This is a genomic window from Sphingobium sp. FW306-1B-F04DB (assembly GCF_058781925.1).
In genome coordinates, this window is sequence record NZ_JBYSXE010000039.1 from 1 (window position 1) to 19527 (window position 19527).

Sequence of the window (19527 nt, forward strand, 5' to 3'; positions counted from 1 at the left end):
CATCGGGGGGGGCGCATGGGGCACGGCGCTTGCGCAGGTCGCGGCGGCAGGGCGCGAGGATGTACTGCTCTGGGCGCTCGAGCCCGAGGTGGTGGCCTCCGTCAACGACACCCACACCAATCCGCTCTACCTGCCTGACGTACCGCTTTCGCCCTCGATCCGCGCCACCGGCCGGCTCGATGATCTCTCCGATCGCGAGGTGCTGCTCATCGTCAGTCCCGCGCAGCATGTGCGCAGCGTCCTGGGCGGCATCGACGCGCGGCACGTTCCGCTGATCCTCTGTGCCAAGGGGATAGAGGCGGGGACGCAGCAACTCGTCTCCGAAATTGCGGAAGAGATGCGTCCCGACGCGCCGGTCGCGGTGCTTTCGGGGCCTACATTCGCGGCCGAAGTCGCCAAGGGACTGCCCACCGCGGTAACGCTGGCCTGCGCCGATCCGGCGCTTGGCGCCCGCCTCGCCGCCCGCCTCGCGCGCCCGCACTTCCGCACCTATGGCTCGACTGACGTGATAGGGGCGGAGATAGGCGGCGCGGTCAAGAATGTGCTCGCAATTGCGTGTGGCGTCGTCGATGGCCGGGGGCTCGGCCTCAATGCGCGCTCGGCACTCATCGCACGCGGTTTCGCCGAAATGACGCGCTTCGGCGTAGCCCGCGGCGCGCGCCCCGAAACGCTTTCGGGCCTGTCGGGATTGGGCGACCTCGTCCTTACCTGCTCATCGACCCAGTCGCGCAACTTCTCGCTGGGGAAGGGGCTGGGCGAGGGACGAAGCGCCACCGAACTGCTCGCGGATCGACGCACAGTGGCCGAAGGCGCCTTTACGGCCCCCGTGCTTCTTGAGGCGGCCCGCGCCGTGGGGATCGAGATGCCCGTCGTGGAAGCAGTCTGCGCCCTGCTCTCGGGCGATGCGACCGTTGTTGCGGTGGTCACCGACCTTCTTTCGCGCCCCTTGCGCGCCGAGGCGCACTAGCGCATTGCACCGAAAATCGGGTTCAGTGCTCCTGCGAAAGCAGGAGTCCATCTGTCCGGGCGACGTATTGTTTTCAGCATGGGCTCCGGGTCAAGCCCGGAGCACGGATATGGATCAGATTTAGCGCACGCCGCTCTAGCTCGGTTTTCTCGCCAGCCTTTCCGTCAGCCGAGGATCGTTTAGCGCCTTCAGCGCGTCCTTCCCGATCCAGCGCGGGGCGACCGCCGGTGACATGGCGAGCCGTTCGGCGATCGCGAGCGCCTCGGCATGCAGCGTGCGCCGCCGTCCGCCCACCGCGCGCAGCGCCCAGCTGACACCCTTCTTGACGAAATTGCGCTCGTCCGCGGCGGCGGGTTCGATCAGCGCCAGCGCGCGCAGAAAGGGTTCGTCGGGCAAATCCTTGCCGTGCAGCGCGACGCTCGCCAGCAATGCGAAGGCGGCGCGTTTGACGAATTCCTCCTCGCGCGCCGCCCAGGCGTGGATCTGGTCGAAGGCGTGCGGCGTGCGATCCCAGAGCGCGAAGCACAAGGTGTCGCAGATCGCCCAGTTGTCGAAATCGGCGGCCCAGCGATCCATCCTTTCGATCGAGACCTGCTCGGGCACATCGACATAGGCGCACAGCAGCCGTGCCTCGTACCAGCCCGTCCCCCACAGCGCCTCGGCAAGCGCCGGACTGCGCCCCAGCGCCTTCGCCAGCTTCTGGATCGTCGCCATCTTCACACCAAAGGCCTTGGTGGTGCGGATGCCGTAGCGTGGCTCGAGCGCGTCGCGATAGGCGGCATCGCCCTCGGCCTCGAGCGTCGCGAGCGCGATCTTCAGCGACTCCTCGACGGGCAATATCTGCGTACTTCCCGGCATCCGGTCTCTCCCCTTCCGCGGCGTGGCTTTGACGCTTGTGCGGCCAGCGCGTTTCGGCAATCCTGTCAGCATAATAGGGGAGAGGGATTTGACGAAGACCGCCTCCAATCTGGTGCCGGGCGGCCTGCTGATCGTCGGTCATCCCTCCGCCCGCAAGAGCAGGAGGAAAAGGCATGGCTGACAAGAAATCGGGTAGCGCCGGGAGCACGATCGACGAAACGATCGTCGAACCCTTGCAGCAGGCGGGCAAGAAGGCGGCCGAGAATTCGGGCGCGATCGGCCTCAAGATGATCGACCATGCCGAAACCAACACGCGCGAGGCCTTCGCCGCCATGCGCGCGGCGGCCAAGGCGTCGAGTCTTGCCGAGGTGCTGCGCATCCAAGGCGATTTCATCCGCGATCAGGGCGTGCGCAGCATGACGCTCGCGCGCGAGGTCGGCGAACTCATCGTCCAGTTCGGCAAGGAATCGCTCGACCCGCCGAAAAAGGGCTGACTCGTCATGGCGGGGCTGACGCGTCGCGGCACGCTGGGGATCGGCGCGGGTGCGCTGGCGGCATCGGCGCTCGGCGCGCAGACCGTAACGCGCGGCCATGACGTCATCGTGGTGGGTGCCGGGGTATTCGGCGCCTGGACCGCGGCCCGGCTGCAGGATCGCGGGCAACGCGTGTTGCTGCTCGACGCCTGGGGGCCGGCGCATGCGCGCGCCTCCTCGGGCGGCGAATCGCGGATGACGCGCGGCAGCTATGGCGGCGATGCGGTCTATACGCGCATGGCGTGGGAATCGCTGGCTGACTGGAAGGCACTGTCCGACAGCGCCGGGCTGCCGTTGTTCCACCGCACGGGCGTGCTATTCTTCTTTCCGAAGCGCGAGGCCTTTGTCGATCAGTCGATCGCGGTGCATCGCGAGCTCGGATTGCCCACGCAGCTGCTCGACCCTGCGCAGATGCAGCAGCGTTTTCCGCAGTTCGATTTTTCGGGGATCGCGCTCGGGCTCTACGAACCCGAATTCGGCGCGCTGATGGCGCGGCGGGCGGTGCAGACGCTGGTCGATCGCTTCGTGCGCGCCGGCGGCAGCTATCGCCAGGCGGCGATACGCCCGCCCGATCCGGGTGCCGCACGACTTGACCAGGTGACCACGGCCGCGGGCGAAACGCTTTCGGCCGCGCGCTTCGTCTTTGCCTGCGGGCCCTGGCTGCCCAAGGTTCTGCCCGACCTTCTCGGCCGCCGGATCTTCCCGACGCGGCAGGAAGTGTTCTTCTTCGCGCCGCCAGCGGGCGACGCGCGCTTCGGTCCGGGCCAGTTTCCCGGCTGGGCCGATTTCAATCATGGCGACATCTATTACGGCTTTCCCGATCTCGAAAGCCGCGGCTTCAAGATCGCCCATGACGCGCATGGGCCGCCCATCGATCCCGACGGCAGTGATCGCACCCCCTCGCCCGCTGCGCTCGCGGATGTCCGCGCCTTCATGGCGCGCCGCTTTCCCGCGCTGGCCCACGCACCACTCAGCGAAGCGCGCGTCTGCCAGTACGAGAACAGCGCCAATGGCGACCTGCTGATTGACCGTCACCCGCGCTGGCCCAATGTCGTGCTCGTCGGCGCGGGATCGGGGCACGGCTTCAAGCATGGCCCCGCCGTCGGGCGCTATGCGGCCGCGCTTGTCACCGATACGCTGGGCACCGCCGAGCAGCGCTTCTCGCTCGCCTCAAAGGGCGAAACGCAGGGCCGCGCGGTGCATTGAACAGGGGCATGGGATGACGCCGGGCAAGAGTATCGCCGCGCTGGGAAGCGTCCTCGGCACGGGCGCGTTGCTGCTCCAGTTCGCGATCACCATCCCTGCCTCGATCGACGCGGGCCGCAGCCTTCCCGGTTCGATCGTCTTCTTCTTCAGCTTCTTCACGATCCTCACCAATATCGGGCTGGTGCTGGTATATCTTGCCGAACTCCGCCCGCGCCCCGGCCTGCGTTTCTTCCGTGAGCCCGTGCACCGCGCCGCGCTGGCGGCGGCGATCACCTTCGTGATGATCTTCTACCATCTGATGCTCGCGCGGCTCTGGGATCCGCAGGGACTGCTCCGCGTCGCCGACGGTATGCTCCATTACCTGCTGCCCGTGCTCTATCTGCTCTGGTGGCTGGGCTTCGTCGCGCATCGCCGTCTCGAATGGGATGCGCTGCCGCGCATGCTCGCCTATCCGGTGCTCTATGTTGCGTGGGTGCTCGCGCGGGGCGCGGTGGTGGGCGAATATCCCTATCCCGCGCTCGAGGTGCAGCGCCTGGGCTATGCGCAGGTGAGCGTCAACATCGGCTTTCTCTTCTTGCTCTTCGCCGCGCTTAGCATTGTCGTCATCACGATTGACCGGCTGGTGCCCCGACGCTCCGGCTGAGCACGATCAGGTCGTGCAACGCGCCGTCACGCCCCATCACATGATCCCCCAACAGCGCCTCGCGCACGAAGCCCATGCCCTCGAACAGCGCGATCGCCGCCGCCTGGTCGGGCGTCATCCTGGCGATGAGCTTCCTGAGGTCGCGCTGTCCCGCCATCCGAAAGCTCTCCTCGAGCATCGCCGCGCCCAGACCCGCGCCCCGCAGCCTGGGGCTGACGAGCAGCCGAACCTCGCCGACATGCGTTGACCAGCCCAGCGGATCGCGCACCAGCGCCGAGGTGCCGACCACACTCGAAGGCCCCTCGGCGATCAGGCTGTCGATGAAGCCGTCCTCGATCTCGGCGAGCCATGCCTCGACCACCTTGCGATGCTTCAGGTCGCGGCCGAGGAAGAGCAGGTCGTGCTCGGGCAGCGTGCGCGTGAATTTGAGCATCGCTTCGAGGTCGTCGGATCTGAAGCGGCGGAGCGTCACGATCTTGCCTGCGCAGTCGATCGTTCTGGGCAAGTCGTTCACAGCGCATGCTCCCACAGCCGGGCCGGACCGGTCGGCAACCGCCATGACGCCATCCTACCACCAAACGCCGCGCTCGACTTGATGTTGGACAAATCGCGGCGCCGGTCGTCCCGCTATCGCAACGATCAGGCGCTGAAGGCGCGCCGTCCGCGTGCGACGTGCATGCGGTGGCCGGGCAGCGTTGCGGTCGAGCGCGTCCGCACGTCCGGGATCATCACCCATTCGCCGGTGACCCGCTCGGGGGTGAGCTCGATCGCCATATAGCCGCGATGCGCGGTGTCGGCCCATGCCAGCTCGGGGCTCGACTCGCGCAGGCGGCGCGCGACCGTCGCGGGCGAGGCACCCGTCAGATAGGTCTCATAGCCGGGCGATGTGACGCTGTGCCCGCCGAATTCGACGCCCGCGGGCTTGCCGTCCTCGGCGAGTGCGAAGGCCCATCCATTATGGCTGTCGCCCGACAGCACCACCAGATCGGCATCGGCCGCCTGCGCTGATTTGAGGAAGCGCGACCGCGCCGCGGGATAGCCGCCCCAATTGTCGAGATTGTTGGGGATGCCGGCCCTGCCCGCCGTCTCGCCATTGCGGACGCGCGCGATGACATGGCCGGGCGCGTCGCGATTGAGCAGCTCGAGCGATCCCGTCGGGGTGATCAGCCGGCCGACATTGACCTGCTGCGCCACGATCTGCCACTTCGCGCCGCGGCGGACCGATGTCTTCAACGCCTCGGCGAGCCAGGCTTCCTGTTCTGCGCCCATCAGGCTGCGCGCGGGATCGGCGAGCGGGCCATCACGGAACGCCGCGAGCCCGGCATTGATATCGCCGCCACCCTTGAACAGCGGATCGAGGTCGAGCTGTTCGCTTCGGCCCGAAAGGCGCGTCTCGGGGCGCAGGATCGTCGCCAGATCGCCGATGTCGTACGACGACCACATTCGCCCCGAAACGGGCATCCATTCGTCATAGGCGCGCACCGCCGCCCCGCAGCGCTCGGCATAGTCGCCCTCGCCGCGCTGGTGGTTCTGCGCGCCGTTCGCCCATGCGTCGTTGGCGATCTCGTGATCGTCCCACTGCGCGATCATCGGGAACATGCGGTGGAGCAACTGGAGGTCGGGATCGGCGCGATAGCTGGCATGGCGCAGCCGATAATCGGCGAGCCGGATCGTCTCGCCCACGGGTTCGATCAGCCGTTGCTTCATCGCGACATCCGCGCCTGGATAGGTGCCGCGCTGATATTCGTAGAGATAGTCGCCGGTGTGGACCATCAGGTCGAGATCGCGCCGCTGCGCGGCATGAGCATAGGCATTGAACCAGCCAAAGCCCAGGTTGGCGCACGAAAACACGCCGAGTCCGAAGCGCTTCACCGGCCCGACGGGCAGCGTGCGCGTCCGCCCGATCGGCGAGCGCTCGCCTGCGGCGGTCGAAAAGCGGTAATAATACCAGCGATCGGGATCGAGCCCCTCCACCGTCACGCGCGCGGTAAAGTCTGCATCGCGCCGCGCGCTGAGCGACGCAGCCGCCTTGGGACCGAGAAATTCGGCGTTCTCGCAGAGTTCGACCATCAGCTCGGCATCGTCGCCACTGGCGGGCACATAGCGTGTCCAGAGCAGCACGGATGCTGGCCCCGGCTCGCCGCTCGCAACGCCATGCGTATAGCCCCTGGCGGTCAGCAGCGTTGCGGCGCCCGCGCCGCCGGGGAGCACGAGCGCGCCGAGCCCGAAGCTGCCCCCCAGTATCAGGCTGCGGCGATCGATATGCAGCGGCATCCACTCCTCCCTCGCGTCACAGCCCGTTGCACCGGGATCATGGCATGGCTGTTACACCCCGAAGCCTTTCGAGGAACAGCTCGATATCCGCGGCATCGTGATAAAGGCCAAGCCCGATGCGCAAGACCTCGCCGCGCACGTCGACGGTGACCTTTGCCGCGTCGAGCTGGCGATACCAGGCCTGCGCCTCGGGTGATCGCAGCGCGAGGAAGCGCGCATGGTCGCGGCCGTCGAGCGGGTTGAGCAGTTCGGCCGCGGCAAAGGGCGTATGGTCGATCCGATCGACAAGCCGCTGCTGCAAGCCTGCGACATGCGCAGCCGCCGCTGCAGTGCTCAGCCCCTCGCGCGCGAGCATGCGACGCACCGCGACGAAGCGGTAGAGCCCCGACGGGTCGAAGGTTGCGCCGAGGAAGCGCCGCGCATCGGGCGCATAGCCGATCGCGCCCGGCGGCAGCGCGAGATCGTCGAACTCGGCATACCAGCCGCTGATCTCGGGTCGCGTGCCGAAGCCCGGCGGGCAGTGCATGAAGGCGACACCCTCGCCCGCCATCGCATATTTGTATCCGCCCGCGACGTAGAAGATCCGGTCTGCCACCGCGGAGAGATCGGTCTCCACCGCCATGAAGCCGTGATAGCCGTCGACCACCACCCAGGGGCCGTCGGGCGCCGCCAGTTGGGACAGCTCGGCGAAGCGCTCGAAGACATGGCCGCTGTTGAAGAAGACATGGCTGACGAAGATCAGGTCGTGGCTGCCCGCACGCGCGGCGCCGAGGAAACGCTCGGCAAAGCTGTCCAAGGGCGCGACGGGCACGGTCTCGAGGACAATCCGCCCCGATTCGACCCAGCGCGCGGCCTGGCGGCGAAAGCTGTGAAACTCGCCATCGGTGGAAAGCACGCGCACCGGCCCGCTGCCCCGTGCCGAGAGCAGCCGCACCATCAATTCGTGCGTGTTGGACGCGAAGACGATGGTGGCGGGATCGGGCAGGCGAAGCTCGGCCGCGACCTCGGCCTGCGCGGCGGGCCAGACCTCGCCCATCACCCTGTCCCATTTGCGATCGGCCAGGAACGCGCCGTCTTCCCAGCATTGCCGCTGCCCCTCGAAGCTCGCATCGGGCCAGAGATGGTGCGAATGCGCCGCCAGATGCAGCCGCCCCTCGCGTTCATGCGCATCGAGCGCCTGGCGGAACAGGCCCTTGTTACTCACAGCTGCGTCCGGAGCGTCCAGAGCTCGGGAAAAGCGCGCTTGCCGACGGTCGACTGGAGATATTGCACCCCCGCAGTGCCGCCCGTGCCGCGCTTGAAGCCGATGACGCGCTCGACGGTCTGTGCGTGCTTGTGCCGCCAGGTGGCAAGCGCATCGTCGAGGTCGACGAGTTTCTCTGCGAACTGGTACAGATCCCAATAGCGTCCGGTATCGCGATAGACCTGCGCCCAGGCGGCCTCGACCGCGGGATCGGGCTGATAAGGTGTCGCCCAGTCGCGCGTCAGCGCGCCCTCGGGCACCGCGATGCCCCCGCGCGCCAGCGCACGATTGGCCTCGTCCCACAGGCTCGGCGCCTCGAGCGCCGCGCGCATCGCCGCCTGCGCGTCGGGCCGGTCGTCCTGGAAGCGCAGGAAGCCGCCATCCTTCAGCCCGAGCAGATATTCGACGGTGCGGAACTGGTCGGACTGGAAGCCCGAGCTGGTGCCGAGCACATGGCGGAACTGCGTATAATCGCTCGGCGTCATCGTCGCGAGCACATCCCAGCTCAGCGTCATCACCGCCTGGATCCGCGAGACGCGCGCCAGCCCCTTATAGGCGGGCACCAGCTTGTCGTCGCGCACCATCGCGATTGCGAGCCGCAGCTCGGCGATGATCTGCTTGAGCCACAGTTCCTTGGTCTGGTGGATGATGATGAACAGCAGTTCGTCGTGCCGGTCGGACACGGGATGCTGCGCGGAAAGCACGTCGTCGAGCGCGAGATAGCGCGCATAGGTCATGTCTTTGGCGTCGGTCATGAATGCCTCGGAGCGGATGGCATGGGTTGGTTGCGGCCAGCCTATCGCGTTCCGCGCCGTCCGAAAAGGACGGCGCAATATCATTTCATGAACGCGCTAGATTCGTTCAGCCTGGCTCACCGCATCCGCCGCACGCAGGGCGGCGAGAATTCGTATCAAATGGTGGAGGTCGTTGACCTCGAGATCGACCGTGAAGGTGTGGAAGCTGCCGTCGCGATTCTCCAGCCTCAGGTTCAGGATATTCGCCTTGTGCGTGCCGAAGATGCCGGCCATCACCGCGAGCGCACCAGGCTCGTTCTTGATGACGACCTGGAGCCGCGCGGTGCCGCTGTCGGATGCCTCGCCCCAGGCGAGATCGATCCAGTCGGCGTCGACGCCGTCGGAAAGCGTGTCGCAATCGATGGTATGGACCTCGATCCCTTCATTGGGCCGTCTCAACCCGACGATCCGGTCGCCGCGCACGGGATGGCAGCATTCGGCGAGATTGAACGCGACCCCGGGCGTCAATCCGCGGATCGAGATCGCCTCGCGTTGCGCGGGCGCGTGGCCGCCGGAGACGTTGCTGCCCGTCGAGCCTGGCATCAGCGCCTCCATCACCTCGACGTCGGAGATCATCTGGCGCGCGATCGCCTCCATCAGCGCGGCCTCGTCGGCTTTCTTGAGCCGCTTGAGCGCCTCGCCGAGCGCATCGGGACCGAGCTGCGTTGGCAGGCGCCTGACGATCTCGTCATAGATCTTGCGGCCGAGCGCGATCGTCTCGTCGCGTTCCTTGTGGCGGACATAGCGGCGGATCGCGGCGCGTGCCTTGCCCGTCACGACGAAGTTGAGCCAGCCCGGCTGGGGTTCCTGTCCCTTGGATTTGAGGATCTGGACCTGGTCGCCATTTTCGAGCGGAGTCCTGAGCGGCACGACGCGGCCGTTGACCTTTGCGCCCACGGTCTGGTCGCCGAGATCGGTATGCACCGCATAGGCGAAGTCGACCGGGGTCGCACCCTTGGGAAGCTGGTAGAGCTCGCCCTTGGGGGTAAAGGCGAAGATCCGGTCCTGGTACATCGCCATGCGCGTGTGCTCGAGCAGTTCCTCGGCGCTGTCGGCGGTCTCGAGGATTTCGAGCAGGTCGCGAATCCAGCCCGCCTGCCCGTCGGACCGGTCGTGCTGCTTGTAGGCCCAGTGGGCGGCGAGGCCGAATTCGGCCTGGGCGTGCATCCCCCTGGAGCGGATCTGCACCTCGATCCGCGTCTCGCCGGCATGGATGATCGTGGTGTGGAGCGATTTGTAGCCGTTGCGCTTGGGGGTGGAGATGAAATCCTTGAAGCGCCCGGGCACCATCGGCCAGCGCTGGTGGATCACGCCCAGCGCGCGGTAACAGGCGTCGGCATCGTCGGCGATGATGCGGAACGCCATGATGTCCGAGAGCTGCTCGAAGCTGATGTGCCGTTCGGCCATCTTCTTCCAGATCGAATAGGGATGCTTCTCGCGCCCCGACACCTCGACCTCGATCCCCGCGCGGCTGAGCAGCAGCTTGAGCCCCGAGCTGATCTTGGCGATGCGGTCGCCCCCGCCCTCCTGCAGCTGTTCGAGCCTTTTGGTGATCGAGGCATAGGCTTCGGGCTCGAGATGCTGGAAGGCGAGCGTCTGCATCTCCTTCATGAACTCGTACATCCCGATCCGCTCGGCGAGCGGCGCGTAGATGTCCATCGTCTCCTTGGCGATGCGCCGGCGCTTCTCCTCATTCTTGATGAAATGCAGCGTGCGCATGTTGTGGAGCCGGTCGGCGAGCTTGACGAGCAGCACGCGAATGTCGTCGGACATGGCGAGCAGGAACTTGCGCAGGTTCTCCGCCGCGCGCTCGCTCTCGGTCTGCGCCTCGATCTTGGAGAGCTTGGTCACGCCGTCGACGAGCCGCGCGACATTGGGACCGAAGATCTTCTCGATCTCGTCCTGCGTGGTCAGCGTATCCTCGATCGTGTCGTGGAGGATAGCGGTCGCAATCGTCTCGTCGTCGAGCTTGAGGTCGGTGAGGATGCCCGCGACCTCGATCGGATGGCTGAAATAGGGGTCGCCCGACGCGCGCTTCTGGCTGCCGTGCATCTGCATCGAGAAGACATAGGCACGGTTGAGCAGCGCCTCGTCGGCGTCGGGGTCGTAGGAAAGGACCCGGTCTACAAGTTCATATTGCCTCAGCACGCGGCCCATTTGGGGTCGCGTGCCGGTGCTTTGCAACAGTTTCTTGGGCGTTATCGCGACGATTTACGCCTTGGCGTTGCACTTGGCGAGCGCCTCGGCGTCGAACTCCTCGGTCCCGGCGCGGAACGAGGCCAGCTGGCCGACCTCTTTGGCGAGCGATTCGCAGACAAAGGCGGCGCGGCTCTTGCCCTTGGTGGAAGAGGCGCAGCCATTGCCGTCGCACTTCCAGATCGTGTCGCGGACGACGAGACTCGCGGTCGCCGAAGCCGCGACGGGCTTGGCCGCATAGAAACTGCCGCCGGGCTGGGCGGAGGCGGCGGTCGCCGAAAGCAGCAGGAAAGAGGCCGCCAGCGAGGCGAACAGGGGAGCAAAGCGGATCATGGATTGCGTCCTTCGCAATTTAGGTTGCGAATCACTACCTATCAGGATCAATTGCAAGTTGCAACTTAAAACCTATATGAGTTGCATGACGGAAATTTTACGGTAGATTTGCATCATGGGCCTGAGAGAACCGCTGAAAGAGCTCGCGCAGCATGAATGCGGGCTTCCGTGCGCGCTTGAGGCGATGGGGGAGAAATGGTCCTTCCTCATCCTGCGCGCCGCCTTCAACCGCATCTGCCATTTCGAGGAGTTCCAGTCGGAACTCGGCATCGCGCGCAATATCCTTGCCAACCGGCTGTCGCGGTTGGTCGAGCACGGTATATTGATGCGGCAGCCGCTCGCCGAGGACCGCCGCAAGATCGAATATCGCCTGACCGAGAAGGGCGCCGCGCTTCTGCCCGCGATGCTCGCGCTCAGGCAATGGGGTGAGCGCTGGGAATCGGGCACGCCGTCGACCCCCGTGCTCGTCGACAAGCAGGATCTCCAGCCGATCCGCCCGATAAGCATCCGCGCGCATGACGACCGCGAACTGCGGCTCGAGGACCTGTGCTGGATGCACGCCGAGGAAATCCGCCCGATCGGCGAGACCAAGCAGCCCACGCTCGCCGACAAGGCAGCCTGAGCGATCGTCCCGGAAACGAAAAAGGCCGGGCAGATGCCCGGCCTTTTCATATCCAGCGATGCCGAGGCCGATCAGCCGTCGTAGTCGCCGCCGATATTCTGGTTGCGCGGCGGCGCGGCCGCGGTCAGGCGCAGCGCTTCGGCCGACTGGCTGAGCGAGCCGATCTCGTCGACGACATCGTCCTCGTCGATCTGGACACGCTGGAGCGAGCCGACGACGGCTTCCTTCATGTCCTCGGGGCGAATCGTCTCCTCGGCGATCTCGCGCAGCGCAACGACGGGATTCTTGTCGCGGTCACGGTCGAGCGTCAGATCGGCGCCGCCCGAAATCTGCCGGGCGCGCTGTGCGGCGAACAGCACGAGGTCGAACCGGTTGGAAACCTTGTCGACGCAATCTTCTACGGTAACGCGCGCCATAGCCGCTCCATTTGTCTGGCGAATATCGGAAAGAAGCCGCGAGGTAGCGATCCCGGGCGCATGAGTCAAGGAAATGACGCTTTTCCCTTGCCCTTTGATGGTGCCACACCCATTGATCGGGCATGGATGAGGCACGCCCCAAGCGGCGCGAGACGCCATTGGAGGTCGACGGCAATCGGCTGATACCGATCGTCGAGGGCCCCGCGCGGCTTCGGGCGCTGATAGCGCTGATCCAAAGCGCGCGCAGCCGTATCCGGCTCTATTATTATATTTTCGAGGCCGATGCATCGGGCACCGCGGTCCGTGAGGCGCTGCTCGACGCGATAAACCGCGGCGTACGCGTCTCGCTGCTCGTCGACGGTTTTGGCAGCAGCAACACGCCGTCGAGCTTCTTCGCCCCGCTCGACGAGGCGGGCTGTCAACTGTGCCGGTTCGCGCCGCGCTATGGCCGCCGCTATCTCCTCCGGAACCACCAGAAGATCGCGATCGCGGACGACAGCAGCGCGATCATCGGCGGCTTCAACATCGCCGATGACTATTTCGCGCCGGATGACGCGGGCAAGTGGCACGATCTGGGGCTGGAGGTCCATGGGCCCGCCGTCAGCTGGCTCACCGCCTATTTCGACGGCCTCGATCGCTGGACGCGATCGGACAACGCCAGCCTGCGTGCGCTCAGGCGGATGCTGATCGACACCATGCCCCCCGCATCGCGGGGGCCGCTGCGCTGGCTGCTCGGCGGCCCGACGCGGCGGCTGAACCCATGGGCGCGCGCGCTCAAGCACGATCTGGAACATGCGACGCGCGTCGACATGATCGAGGCCTATTTTTCCCCCGGCCGTTCGATGCTCAAGCGTCTGGGCGGCGTGGCCCGGCGCGGGGGCTGCCTGCGGCTCGTAACCGCGCAACGTTCGGACAATCCGGCCACCGTCGGCGCATCACGCCTGCTCTATGGCAGCCTGCTCAAGCGGGGCGCTGAGGTCTACGAGTATCTCCCCGGCATGCTTCACATGAAGCTGATCGTCCTCGACGACATCGTCTATATCGGCTCGGCCAATTTCGACATGCGCAGCCTGTTCCTCAATATGGAGCTGATGCTGAGGATCGAGGATGCGGGCTTTGCCGCGCATATGCGCGATTTCTTCAACCGCGAACTCGCCGATTGCGAACGCATCACGCCCGAGCTTCACAAGGCGCGCGCGACCTGGCTCAATCGCGTGCGCTGGGCGCTGTCATGGTTCGTCGTCAGCGTGATGGATTACACCGTCACGCGCCGGCTCAATTTCGGCCTCGATTGAGGCGTCTCAGTCCTTCCACGCCCAGTAGAGCTGTGCGGGAGGGATGTTCCAGAATTCGAAACCGTGGTCGATCCGCGCGAAATGCGGCGCGATGAAATCGCGGACCTTGGGCGAGAACTGATAGACGAGGAACGCGCCGCCGGGGCGCAGCGCGGCCTGCGTCTCTTCGGCGATCCTGGGGCCGACGCCCGTCGGCAGCGTCGAGAAGGGCAGCCCGGAGAGCACGTAATCGGCGTGATCATGGCCCTGTTCGGCGATGATCCGGCGCACATCCGCGGCCGATCCCAGCACCGGGATGAAGCGCGGATCGGGGATTTCCTCGGCCAGATATTCGATGAAGTCGGGATTGGTGTCGATCGCGATCAGCCTGGCATCGGGCGCCATCTTCTTCAGGATCGGGCGGCAGAAGGTGCCGACCCCCGGCCCATATTCGACGAAGACCTTGGTATTGGCCCAGTCGACGCGGCCGAGCATGTTGGCGATCAGCGTGTCCGACGAGGGGATGATCGATCCCACCATCACCGGATGCTTGAGGAAGCCCTTGAAGAACATCGCCCAGGGACCGGAGCGGCGGCGCGCCCACTCGACAAGCCATGCAGGCAGCTTGCGGCCGGTCTTTGCGGATGATGCGGGGGGCATGAAGTTCCTCGACTGTGACAACAGGGTTACGAGCCCTCGCAAATAAAGCGCGGCAATTCAAGTAGAGGTTAACCCGGGAACATAGCAGTTTTTCCTTCCGTTCGCGCCTCGTTCCGGCGTATCGGGGCGGCATGGGCACGAAACCGGATGGAGCGGTCGCCGCCAACGCCATGATCCGTCGGCGATGCCGGCGGTGAACGCGGCGGAGCGCGCGCGGCGGCGCGATTTCGGCCTGCTTTTCCTCGTGATGCTCACCATCGCGGCGGGCAACACCGCGTTGCAGTCGGTGCTCCCCGCGCTCGGGCGTTCGCTCAAGGTCGCCGACAGCGCGGTCGCTGCCGCCTTCTCGGTCTCGGCCGCGATCTGGGTGGTCGCCGCGCCCTTCTGGGCGAAGCGGCTCGATCGTCATGGCCAGCGCAAGATGGTGGTGACGGGGCTTGCGGGTTTCACCGTCTCGCTGCTGCTGTGCGGCGCATTCCTCGCTGCGGGCATTCTCGGGTGGATCGCGCCGGCGCTGACCTTTGTCGCCTTTATCGGCGGCCGGCTGATCTACGGCGCCTTCGGCGCGGCGACCCCGCCTGCGGCCCAGGCAATGGTCGCCGCGCGGACCAGCCGCGACGAGCGCACCAAGGCGCTGACCATGCTCGCCTCGGCCTTCGGGCTCGGCACCATCCTCGGCCCCGCGCTGGGTCCCTATTTCGTGCTGCCCGTCGTCGGGATGGCGGGGCCCGCCTTCGTCTTCGCGCTGATCGGGCTGGTCGTGGTGATCGCGGCCTGGCGGTTGCTTCCCGACGACAGCCCGAATGCGCATCCGCATGGTGCAGCGGCAAGCTATCCCTCGATCGGCGGGCAGTCGACGGGCGCGACGGTGACCGCGGCGATCGCGCCGCACTCGGTCGAGGTGCGACTGCGCGACCCCCGCATCTGGCCGTGGATGCTCACGGGGCTGGTGATGGGGCACGCCCAGGCGATGACCGGTCAGGCGATCGGCTTTCTCGTCATCGACCGGCTGGGCGGGCCGCTCGAGGCCGCGCTGCAGGCGACGGGAATCGTGCTGATGATGGGCGCGGGCGCCGCGCTGCTCGTGCAATGGGGGCTGATTCCGATGCTGGGGCTCGGCCCGCGCGCGCTGGTGCTGATCGGGCTCGTGCTGTCCGCGATCGGCTGCGCGCTGACCGGGCTCGCCACCGACCTCTATGGCATCGCGACCGCCTTTGCGCTGTCTTCGCTCGGCTTCGGCTTCACGCGACCGGGCTTCACTGCGGGCTCGTCGCTCGCGGTGGGGGCCAAGGCGCAGGGCTCGGTGGCGGGCAAGGTTACCGCGGTCAACGGCGCCGCCTTCGTGCTCGGACCATCGATCGGCGTGGGCATGTACGAGCTGTGGCGGCCGCTGCCCTATTTCACCGCGGCCGCCGCGCTCGTCCTGCTCCTCATCTATGCCCGGGTCAGTCTTCGCCCTTCGGACCGCGCGGACGCAGCATCCCCGGAGCGATGAAGCCGATCGGGTCGATCTTCAGCGCATCCTGTTTCAGCCGCGCCGCCATCGTCTCGTACTCGCGCTCCATCTCGGGCGTGACCGAGGCACGCGTCTCGGTCAGCGCCTTTTCGAAGTCCGCCATCGAGACCTTGTCCGAATCGAGCGACTGACGCAGCGCGAACAGACCCGCGCGCCGGACGAGATCCTCGAGATCGGCGCCGGTGAAGCGGTCGGTCCGCTGCGCCAGCTCGTCGAGGTCGACATCTTCGGCCAGTGGCATCTTGCCCGTCTGGATGCCCAGGATGCGCCGGCGGCCGCCCTCGTCGGGGACGCTGACATAGACGAGTTCGTCGAAACGGCCGGGACGCAGCAGCGCCGGGTCGATCAGGTTGGGGCGGTTGGTCGCGCCGATCACGACGACCGATTGCAACTCCTCGAGCCCGTCCATCTCGGCGAGGATCGTGTTGACCACGCGCTCGGTCACCTGCGGCTCGCCCATCCCGCCCCCGCGAGCGGGGACGAGGCTGTCGAGCTCGTCGATGAAGATCACGCACGGCGCGACCTGGCGCGCGCGCGCGAACAGCCGCGCGATCTGCTGCTCGCTCTCGCCATACCATTTGGAGAGCAGGTCACTCGATTTGGTGGCGATGAAGTTCGCCTCCGCCTCGCGCGCGACCGCTTTCGCAAGCAAGGTCTTGCCCGTGCCCGGCGGACCGTAGAGCAGGAAGCCCTTCGCCGGCCGGATGCCCATGCGCCGGAACGCATCGGGATTCTTGAGCGGCAGCTCTACGCCCTCGCGCAGGCGTTCGCGCGCATCGTCGAGACCGCCGATATCGTCCCAGCTGACATTGGGCGCCTGCACCATCACCTCGCGCATCGCCGAGGGCTGGACGCGCTTGATCGCGGCCATGAAATCCTCGCGCGTGACCGAAAGCGTGTCGAGCACCTCGGGCGGGATCGTGCCTTCGGACAGGTCGATCCTCGGCATGATCCGGCGCACCGCCTCGATCGCGGCCTCGCGTGCGAGCGCGGCGAGGTCGGCGCCGACAAAGCCATAGGTCGTCCGCGCCAGTTCGTCGAGGTCGACCCTGTCGCCAAGCGGCATGCCGCGCGTATGGATGCCGAGGATCTCGCGGCGGCCGCGTTCGTCGGGTACGCCGACGATGATCTCGCGGTCGAAGCGTCCGGGGCGGCGCAGCGCCTCGTCGATCGCCTCGGGCCGGTTGGTCGCGGCGATGACGACGAGGTTGGTCCGCGCCTCGAGCCCGTCCATCAGGGTCAGCAGCTGCGCGACGAGCCGCTTCTCGGTCTCGCCCTGCACCTGCCCGCGCTTGGGCGCGATCGAATCGATCTCGTCGATGAACAGGATCGAGGGCGCCGCCTTCTGCGCGGCCTCGAACACCTCGCGCAGCTTCTTCTCGCTCTCGCCATAGGCCGAACCCATGATCTCGGGTCCGTTGATCAGGAAGAATTCGGCGTCGCTCTCGTTGGCGACCGCGCGCGCGAGCCGCGTCTTGCCCGTGCCCGGCGGGCCGTGGAGCAGCACGCCGCGCGGCGGATCGACCCCCAGCCGCTGGAAGAGCTCGGGGTAGCGCAAGGGAAGCTCGACCATCTCGCGCAACTGGTCGATCGTGCCCACCATGCCGCCGACATCGTCATAGGTGACGTCGGCGCGGCGCGCCTCCTTGGGCTCGGCATATTCGGGGAGCAGCTCGATCTCGGTCTCGGCGTCGATATGGACGATGCCCTTGGGGCTGGTCGAGACCACCGCGAGACGGATTTCCTGCAGCGCATAGGCGGGGGCGGCGAGCATCTGGCGCAGCTGCGGCGGCATCTCGCCGCGGTCGACCTGCTGCTGGCCTACGGTTGCGATAACGTCACCTGCGGACAGCGCGCGTCCCATGAAGGTGCGCTTCAGCGCCGTGGTTGATCCCTGCAGCCGCAGATTCTGTTGTGCGGGTGCGAACACGACGCGTTGCGCGGGCTTGGTTTCGATCTTGCGGATCATGACGAAGTCGCCCGACCCGACCCCCGCATTGACGCGCTGGAGGCCGTCGAGACGCACCAGGTCGAGCCCTTCGTCCTCCTGATAGGTCAGCACCGCGCGCGCTGCGGTCGGGCGTTTGCCCGCGATTTCGACGATATCGCCTTCGGCGAGGCCCAATGCCTGCATCGTCGTGCGTGAAAGCCGCGCAAGGCCGCGGCCGCTGTCATCGGGGCGCGCGCTGGCAACCTGCAGCCGCCGTCCCTGGGTTTCCTCGTCAGCCATCGGCCATCTGCTCCACTGTCAACGACAGCGGCTAGATAGGGGCCGTCTCCGACGCTTTCGACCCTGGAACAAAAAAAAGGCCGGTCCCGAGGGGCCGGCCGTGAAAGTTTTTAGGAGAGGATGCCTGAAAGGCCTGCTCTATGTGCACTGCAGCAAAAAATGTTGCAAGTGCGAAAGACCCCTTTACGCTTGCAATGATTGCAATCATAAAAGTGTCACGGACAACCAATATGAGGCGGGCGGTGTTTGGGCCGTGTGTAGCGGAGCAAGGAGAATAGATGCGGCGTTTGCCCCCCCTGACCGCGATCGAAGCCTTCGTACAGGTCGCCCGGCTCGGCTCGATCAAGGCCGCCGCGGAAGAGCTCGCGCTCTCCTCGCCCGCGCTCAGCCGCCGTGTCCAGGCGCTCGAACGCTTTCTCGGCCGCGCGCTGTTCAGCCGCCGCCACCAGGCGCTGGTGCTGACCGAGGATGGTGAAAGGCTGCTGCGCCAGATCGCGCCTGCGATCGACATGCTCTCGCTCGCGATCGACGATCTCGCCAACACTCAGGATGTGCTCCGGCTGCGGCTGGGTATCCTGCCGCTGTTCGCCTCGCAGAAGCTGATGCCGCATCTGCCCGAGCTCCGCGCCAGGCATCCCGAGCTTCACCTCGATATCGACACCGCCGCGCACAGCCTGTCGCGGCTCGGCGAGGGCCTCGACGTCGCGATCCCGCTGGCGCGCGAGATCGATCCCGCGCTCTACTCGCGGCGGCTCGGGCGCAACCTCGTCTATCCGATCGCGGCGCGCACGCTCACCGAGGGCCCCAACGCGATCCGCACGCCCGAGGATCTGGCGCGCACGACCGTGCTGATCCATCGCGACATGCCCGAAACCTTTGACGTGTTCCGCGCCACGCTCGGGCTCAACGGGCTCGAACCGCTGGCGATCGACCATTTCGATTCGGGCCAGCTGATGCTCGAGGCCGCCGCGGGCGGGCTCGGCGTCGCCTTCATGCTCGACAGCCATCTCGAGGATGCCGACGATCCGCGACTCGTCCGGCTTTTCGATATCGATGTCGAGAGCCCGTACAGCTACTGGTTCGCGTGCCGCCCGCGCGCGCTCGAGACGCGCCCGGTGCGGCTGTTCCACGACTGGCTGGTGCAGCTGTTCGACGCCTGAGCGATTAAGTCCTCCCCGAGCTTGCTCGGGGAGGGGGACCGCCCGAAGGGCGGTGGAGGGGTCTTGTTCATGCGCCTACCCCTCCACCATGCTTCGCATGGTCCCCCTCCCCAAGCGGAGCTTGGGGAGGACCTTGATTGTCAGCTCGTGCGCGCGGTGACGATCTTGCCGGGGGTCGCCGGCGGCTCGCCCTTGGGCAGCGCGTCGACATGCTCCATGCCCGAGGTCACCTCGCCCCAGACGGTGTACTGGCCGTCGAGGAAGCGCGCATCGTCGAAACAGATGAAGAACTGGCTGTTGGCGCTGTTGGGGTTCATCGCGCGCGCCATCGAGCAGACCCCGCGGACATGCGGCTCGCGGCTGAACTCGGCCTGCAGGTCGGGCAGCTTCGATCCGCCCATGCCCGTACCCGTCGGATCGCCGCCCTGCGCCATGAACCCGTCGATCACGCGGTGGAAGATCACGCCGTCGTAAAAGCCCTCATCGGCGAGCTGGCTGATCCGCTCGACATGGCCGGGGGCGAGGTCGGGGCGCAGCTTGATGACGACATCGCCGCCATTGTCGAGGGTAAGGGTCAAAGTATCCGCCATGATCGGCTCCCG

The 19527-nt window shown here is 66.6% G+C and carries 19 protein-coding genes; 8 read left to right on the forward strand and 11 right to left on the reverse strand.

What is annotated here, in order from left to right; translation table 11 throughout:
• Position 1 precedes the first annotated feature (1 nt).
• On the forward strand, positions 2-967 hold the full coding sequence (locus tag AC3WJD_RS15665; RefSeq protein ID WP_492747634.1) for an NAD(P)H-dependent glycerol-3-phosphate dehydrogenase: 966 nt from the start codon (positions 2-4) through the stop codon (positions 965-967).
• Positions 968-1102: 135 nt separating this feature from the next.
• On the opposite strand, the gene AC3WJD_RS15670 is transcribed toward AC3WJD_RS15665, so the two are convergent.
• On the reverse strand, positions 1103-1825 hold the full coding sequence (locus tag AC3WJD_RS15670; protein WP_492747635.1) for a DNA alkylation repair protein: 723 nt from the start codon (positions 1823-1825) through the stop codon (positions 1103-1105).
• 173 nt (positions 1826-1998) lie between these two features.
• Here AC3WJD_RS15670 and AC3WJD_RS15675 point away from each other — a divergent pair, with 173 nt between their 5' ends.
• The 3 genes from AC3WJD_RS15675 to AC3WJD_RS15685 are packed head-to-tail and all read left to right on the forward strand — an operon-like array spanning position 1999 to position 4207.
• A complete protein-coding gene (locus AC3WJD_RS15675; protein ID WP_492747636.1) occupies positions 1999-2319 on the forward strand; it encodes a phasin family protein in 321 nt (106 codons plus the stop codon).
• A gap of 6 nt (positions 2320-2325) precedes the next feature.
• Complete coding sequence (locus tag AC3WJD_RS15680; RefSeq protein ID WP_492747637.1) at positions 2326-3564, forward strand: FAD-dependent oxidoreductase; 1239 nt, start codon at positions 2326-2328, stop codon at positions 3562-3564.
• Between the two features lie 13 nt (positions 3565-3577).
• Positions 3578-4207 (forward strand): Pr6Pr family membrane protein, encoded by a 630-nt coding sequence (locus AC3WJD_RS15685; protein ID WP_492747638.1) that lies wholly within the window; start codon positions 3578-3580, stop codon positions 4205-4207.
• On the opposite strand, the gene AC3WJD_RS15690 is transcribed toward AC3WJD_RS15685, so the two are convergent.
• From AC3WJD_RS15690 to AC3WJD_RS15715, 6 genes are all read right to left on the reverse strand, one after another.
• Positions 4170-4721, reverse strand: coding sequence for a GNAT family N-acetyltransferase (locus AC3WJD_RS15690; protein WP_492747639.1), 552 nt, complete (start codon positions 4719-4721; stop codon positions 4170-4172). The genes AC3WJD_RS15685 and AC3WJD_RS15690 overlap by 38 nt on opposite strands.
• A gap of 125 nt (positions 4722-4846) precedes the next feature.
• Positions 4847-6481, reverse strand: a complete 1635-nt coding sequence (locus AC3WJD_RS15695) for an alkaline phosphatase D family protein (protein WP_492747640.1) — start codon at positions 6479-6481, stop codon at positions 4847-4849.
• 37 nt (positions 6482-6518) lie between these two features.
• Positions 6519-7685, reverse strand: a complete 1167-nt coding sequence (locus AC3WJD_RS15700) for an aminotransferase class V-fold PLP-dependent enzyme (protein ID WP_492747641.1) — start codon at positions 7683-7685, stop codon at positions 6519-6521.
• Positions 7682-8479 carry a tryptophan 2,3-dioxygenase gene (locus AC3WJD_RS15705; RefSeq protein WP_492747642.1) on the reverse strand — a complete coding sequence of 266 codons (798 nt, stop codon included), beginning with the start codon at positions 8477-8479 and terminating at the stop codon, positions 7682-7684. Before AC3WJD_RS15705 ends, AC3WJD_RS15700 begins: the two co-directional genes overlap by 4 nt.
• 96 nt (positions 8480-8575) lie before the next feature.
• Entirely contained in the window at positions 8576-10666 is a 2091-nt protein-coding gene (locus tag AC3WJD_RS15710; protein WP_492747676.1) for a RelA/SpoT family protein, read from the reverse strand.
• Positions 10667-10729: 63 nt separating this feature from the next.
• Positions 10730-11047 (reverse strand): CC_3452 family protein, encoded by a 318-nt coding sequence (locus AC3WJD_RS15715; RefSeq protein WP_492747643.1) that lies wholly within the window; start codon positions 11045-11047, stop codon positions 10730-10732.
• A 115-nt stretch (positions 11048-11162) separates the two neighbouring features.
• Here AC3WJD_RS15715 and AC3WJD_RS15720 point away from each other — a divergent pair, with 115 nt between their 5' ends.
• Entirely contained in the window at positions 11163-11669 is a 507-nt protein-coding gene (locus AC3WJD_RS15720) for a winged helix-turn-helix transcriptional regulator (RefSeq protein ID WP_492747644.1), read from the forward strand.
• A gap of 71 nt (positions 11670-11740) precedes the next feature.
• Here AC3WJD_RS15720 and rpoZ read toward each other — a convergent pair whose 3' ends face one another.
• A complete protein-coding gene (gene rpoZ / locus AC3WJD_RS15725) occupies positions 11741-12085 on the reverse strand; it encodes a DNA-directed RNA polymerase subunit omega (protein ID WP_492747645.1) in 345 nt (114 codons plus the stop codon).
• A 122-nt stretch (positions 12086-12207) separates the two neighbouring features.
• Here rpoZ and AC3WJD_RS15730 point away from each other — a divergent pair, with 122 nt between their 5' ends.
• Positions 12208-13380 carry a phospholipase D-like domain-containing protein gene (locus tag AC3WJD_RS15730; protein WP_492747646.1) on the forward strand — a complete coding sequence of 391 codons (1173 nt, stop codon included), beginning with the start codon at positions 12208-12210 and terminating at the stop codon, positions 13378-13380.
• A gap of 6 nt (positions 13381-13386) precedes the next feature.
• Here the strand turns inward: AC3WJD_RS15730 and AC3WJD_RS15735 are convergent, their stop codons facing one another.
• The gene (locus AC3WJD_RS15735; protein ID WP_492747647.1) at positions 13387-14019 is read right to left on the reverse strand and encodes a class I SAM-dependent methyltransferase; all 633 of its coding nucleotides are present in this window, start codon (positions 14017-14019) and stop codon (positions 13387-13389) included.
• Positions 14020-14203: 184 nt separating this feature from the next.
• On the opposite strand from AC3WJD_RS15735, the gene AC3WJD_RS15740 reads away from it, so the two are divergent.
• On the forward strand, positions 14204-15514 hold the full coding sequence (locus AC3WJD_RS15740; protein WP_492747648.1) for an MFS transporter: 1311 nt from the start codon (positions 14204-14206) through the stop codon (positions 15512-15514).
• On the opposite strand, the gene AC3WJD_RS15745 is transcribed toward AC3WJD_RS15740, so the two are convergent.
• Positions 15465-17765 carry a CDC48 family AAA ATPase gene (locus tag AC3WJD_RS15745; protein WP_492747649.1) on the reverse strand — a complete coding sequence of 767 codons (2301 nt, stop codon included), beginning with the start codon at positions 17763-17765 and terminating at the stop codon, positions 15465-15467. The two genes, AC3WJD_RS15740 and AC3WJD_RS15745, sit on opposite strands and share 50 nt — an antisense overlap.
• A 278-nt stretch (positions 17766-18043) precedes the next feature.
• Here AC3WJD_RS15745 and AC3WJD_RS15750 point away from each other — a divergent pair, with 278 nt between their 5' ends.
• The gene (locus tag AC3WJD_RS15750) at positions 18044-18925 is read left to right on the forward strand and encodes a LysR substrate-binding domain-containing protein (protein WP_492747650.1); all 882 of its coding nucleotides are present in this window, start codon (positions 18044-18046) and stop codon (positions 18923-18925) included.
• Positions 18926-19065: 140 nt separating this feature from the next.
• Here the strand turns inward: AC3WJD_RS15750 and AC3WJD_RS15755 are convergent, their stop codons facing one another.
• Positions 19066-19515 carry a peptidylprolyl isomerase gene (locus tag AC3WJD_RS15755; protein WP_492747651.1) on the reverse strand — a complete coding sequence of 150 codons (450 nt, stop codon included), beginning with the start codon at positions 19513-19515 and terminating at the stop codon, positions 19066-19068.
• Positions 19516-19527: the final 12 nt, after the last annotated feature.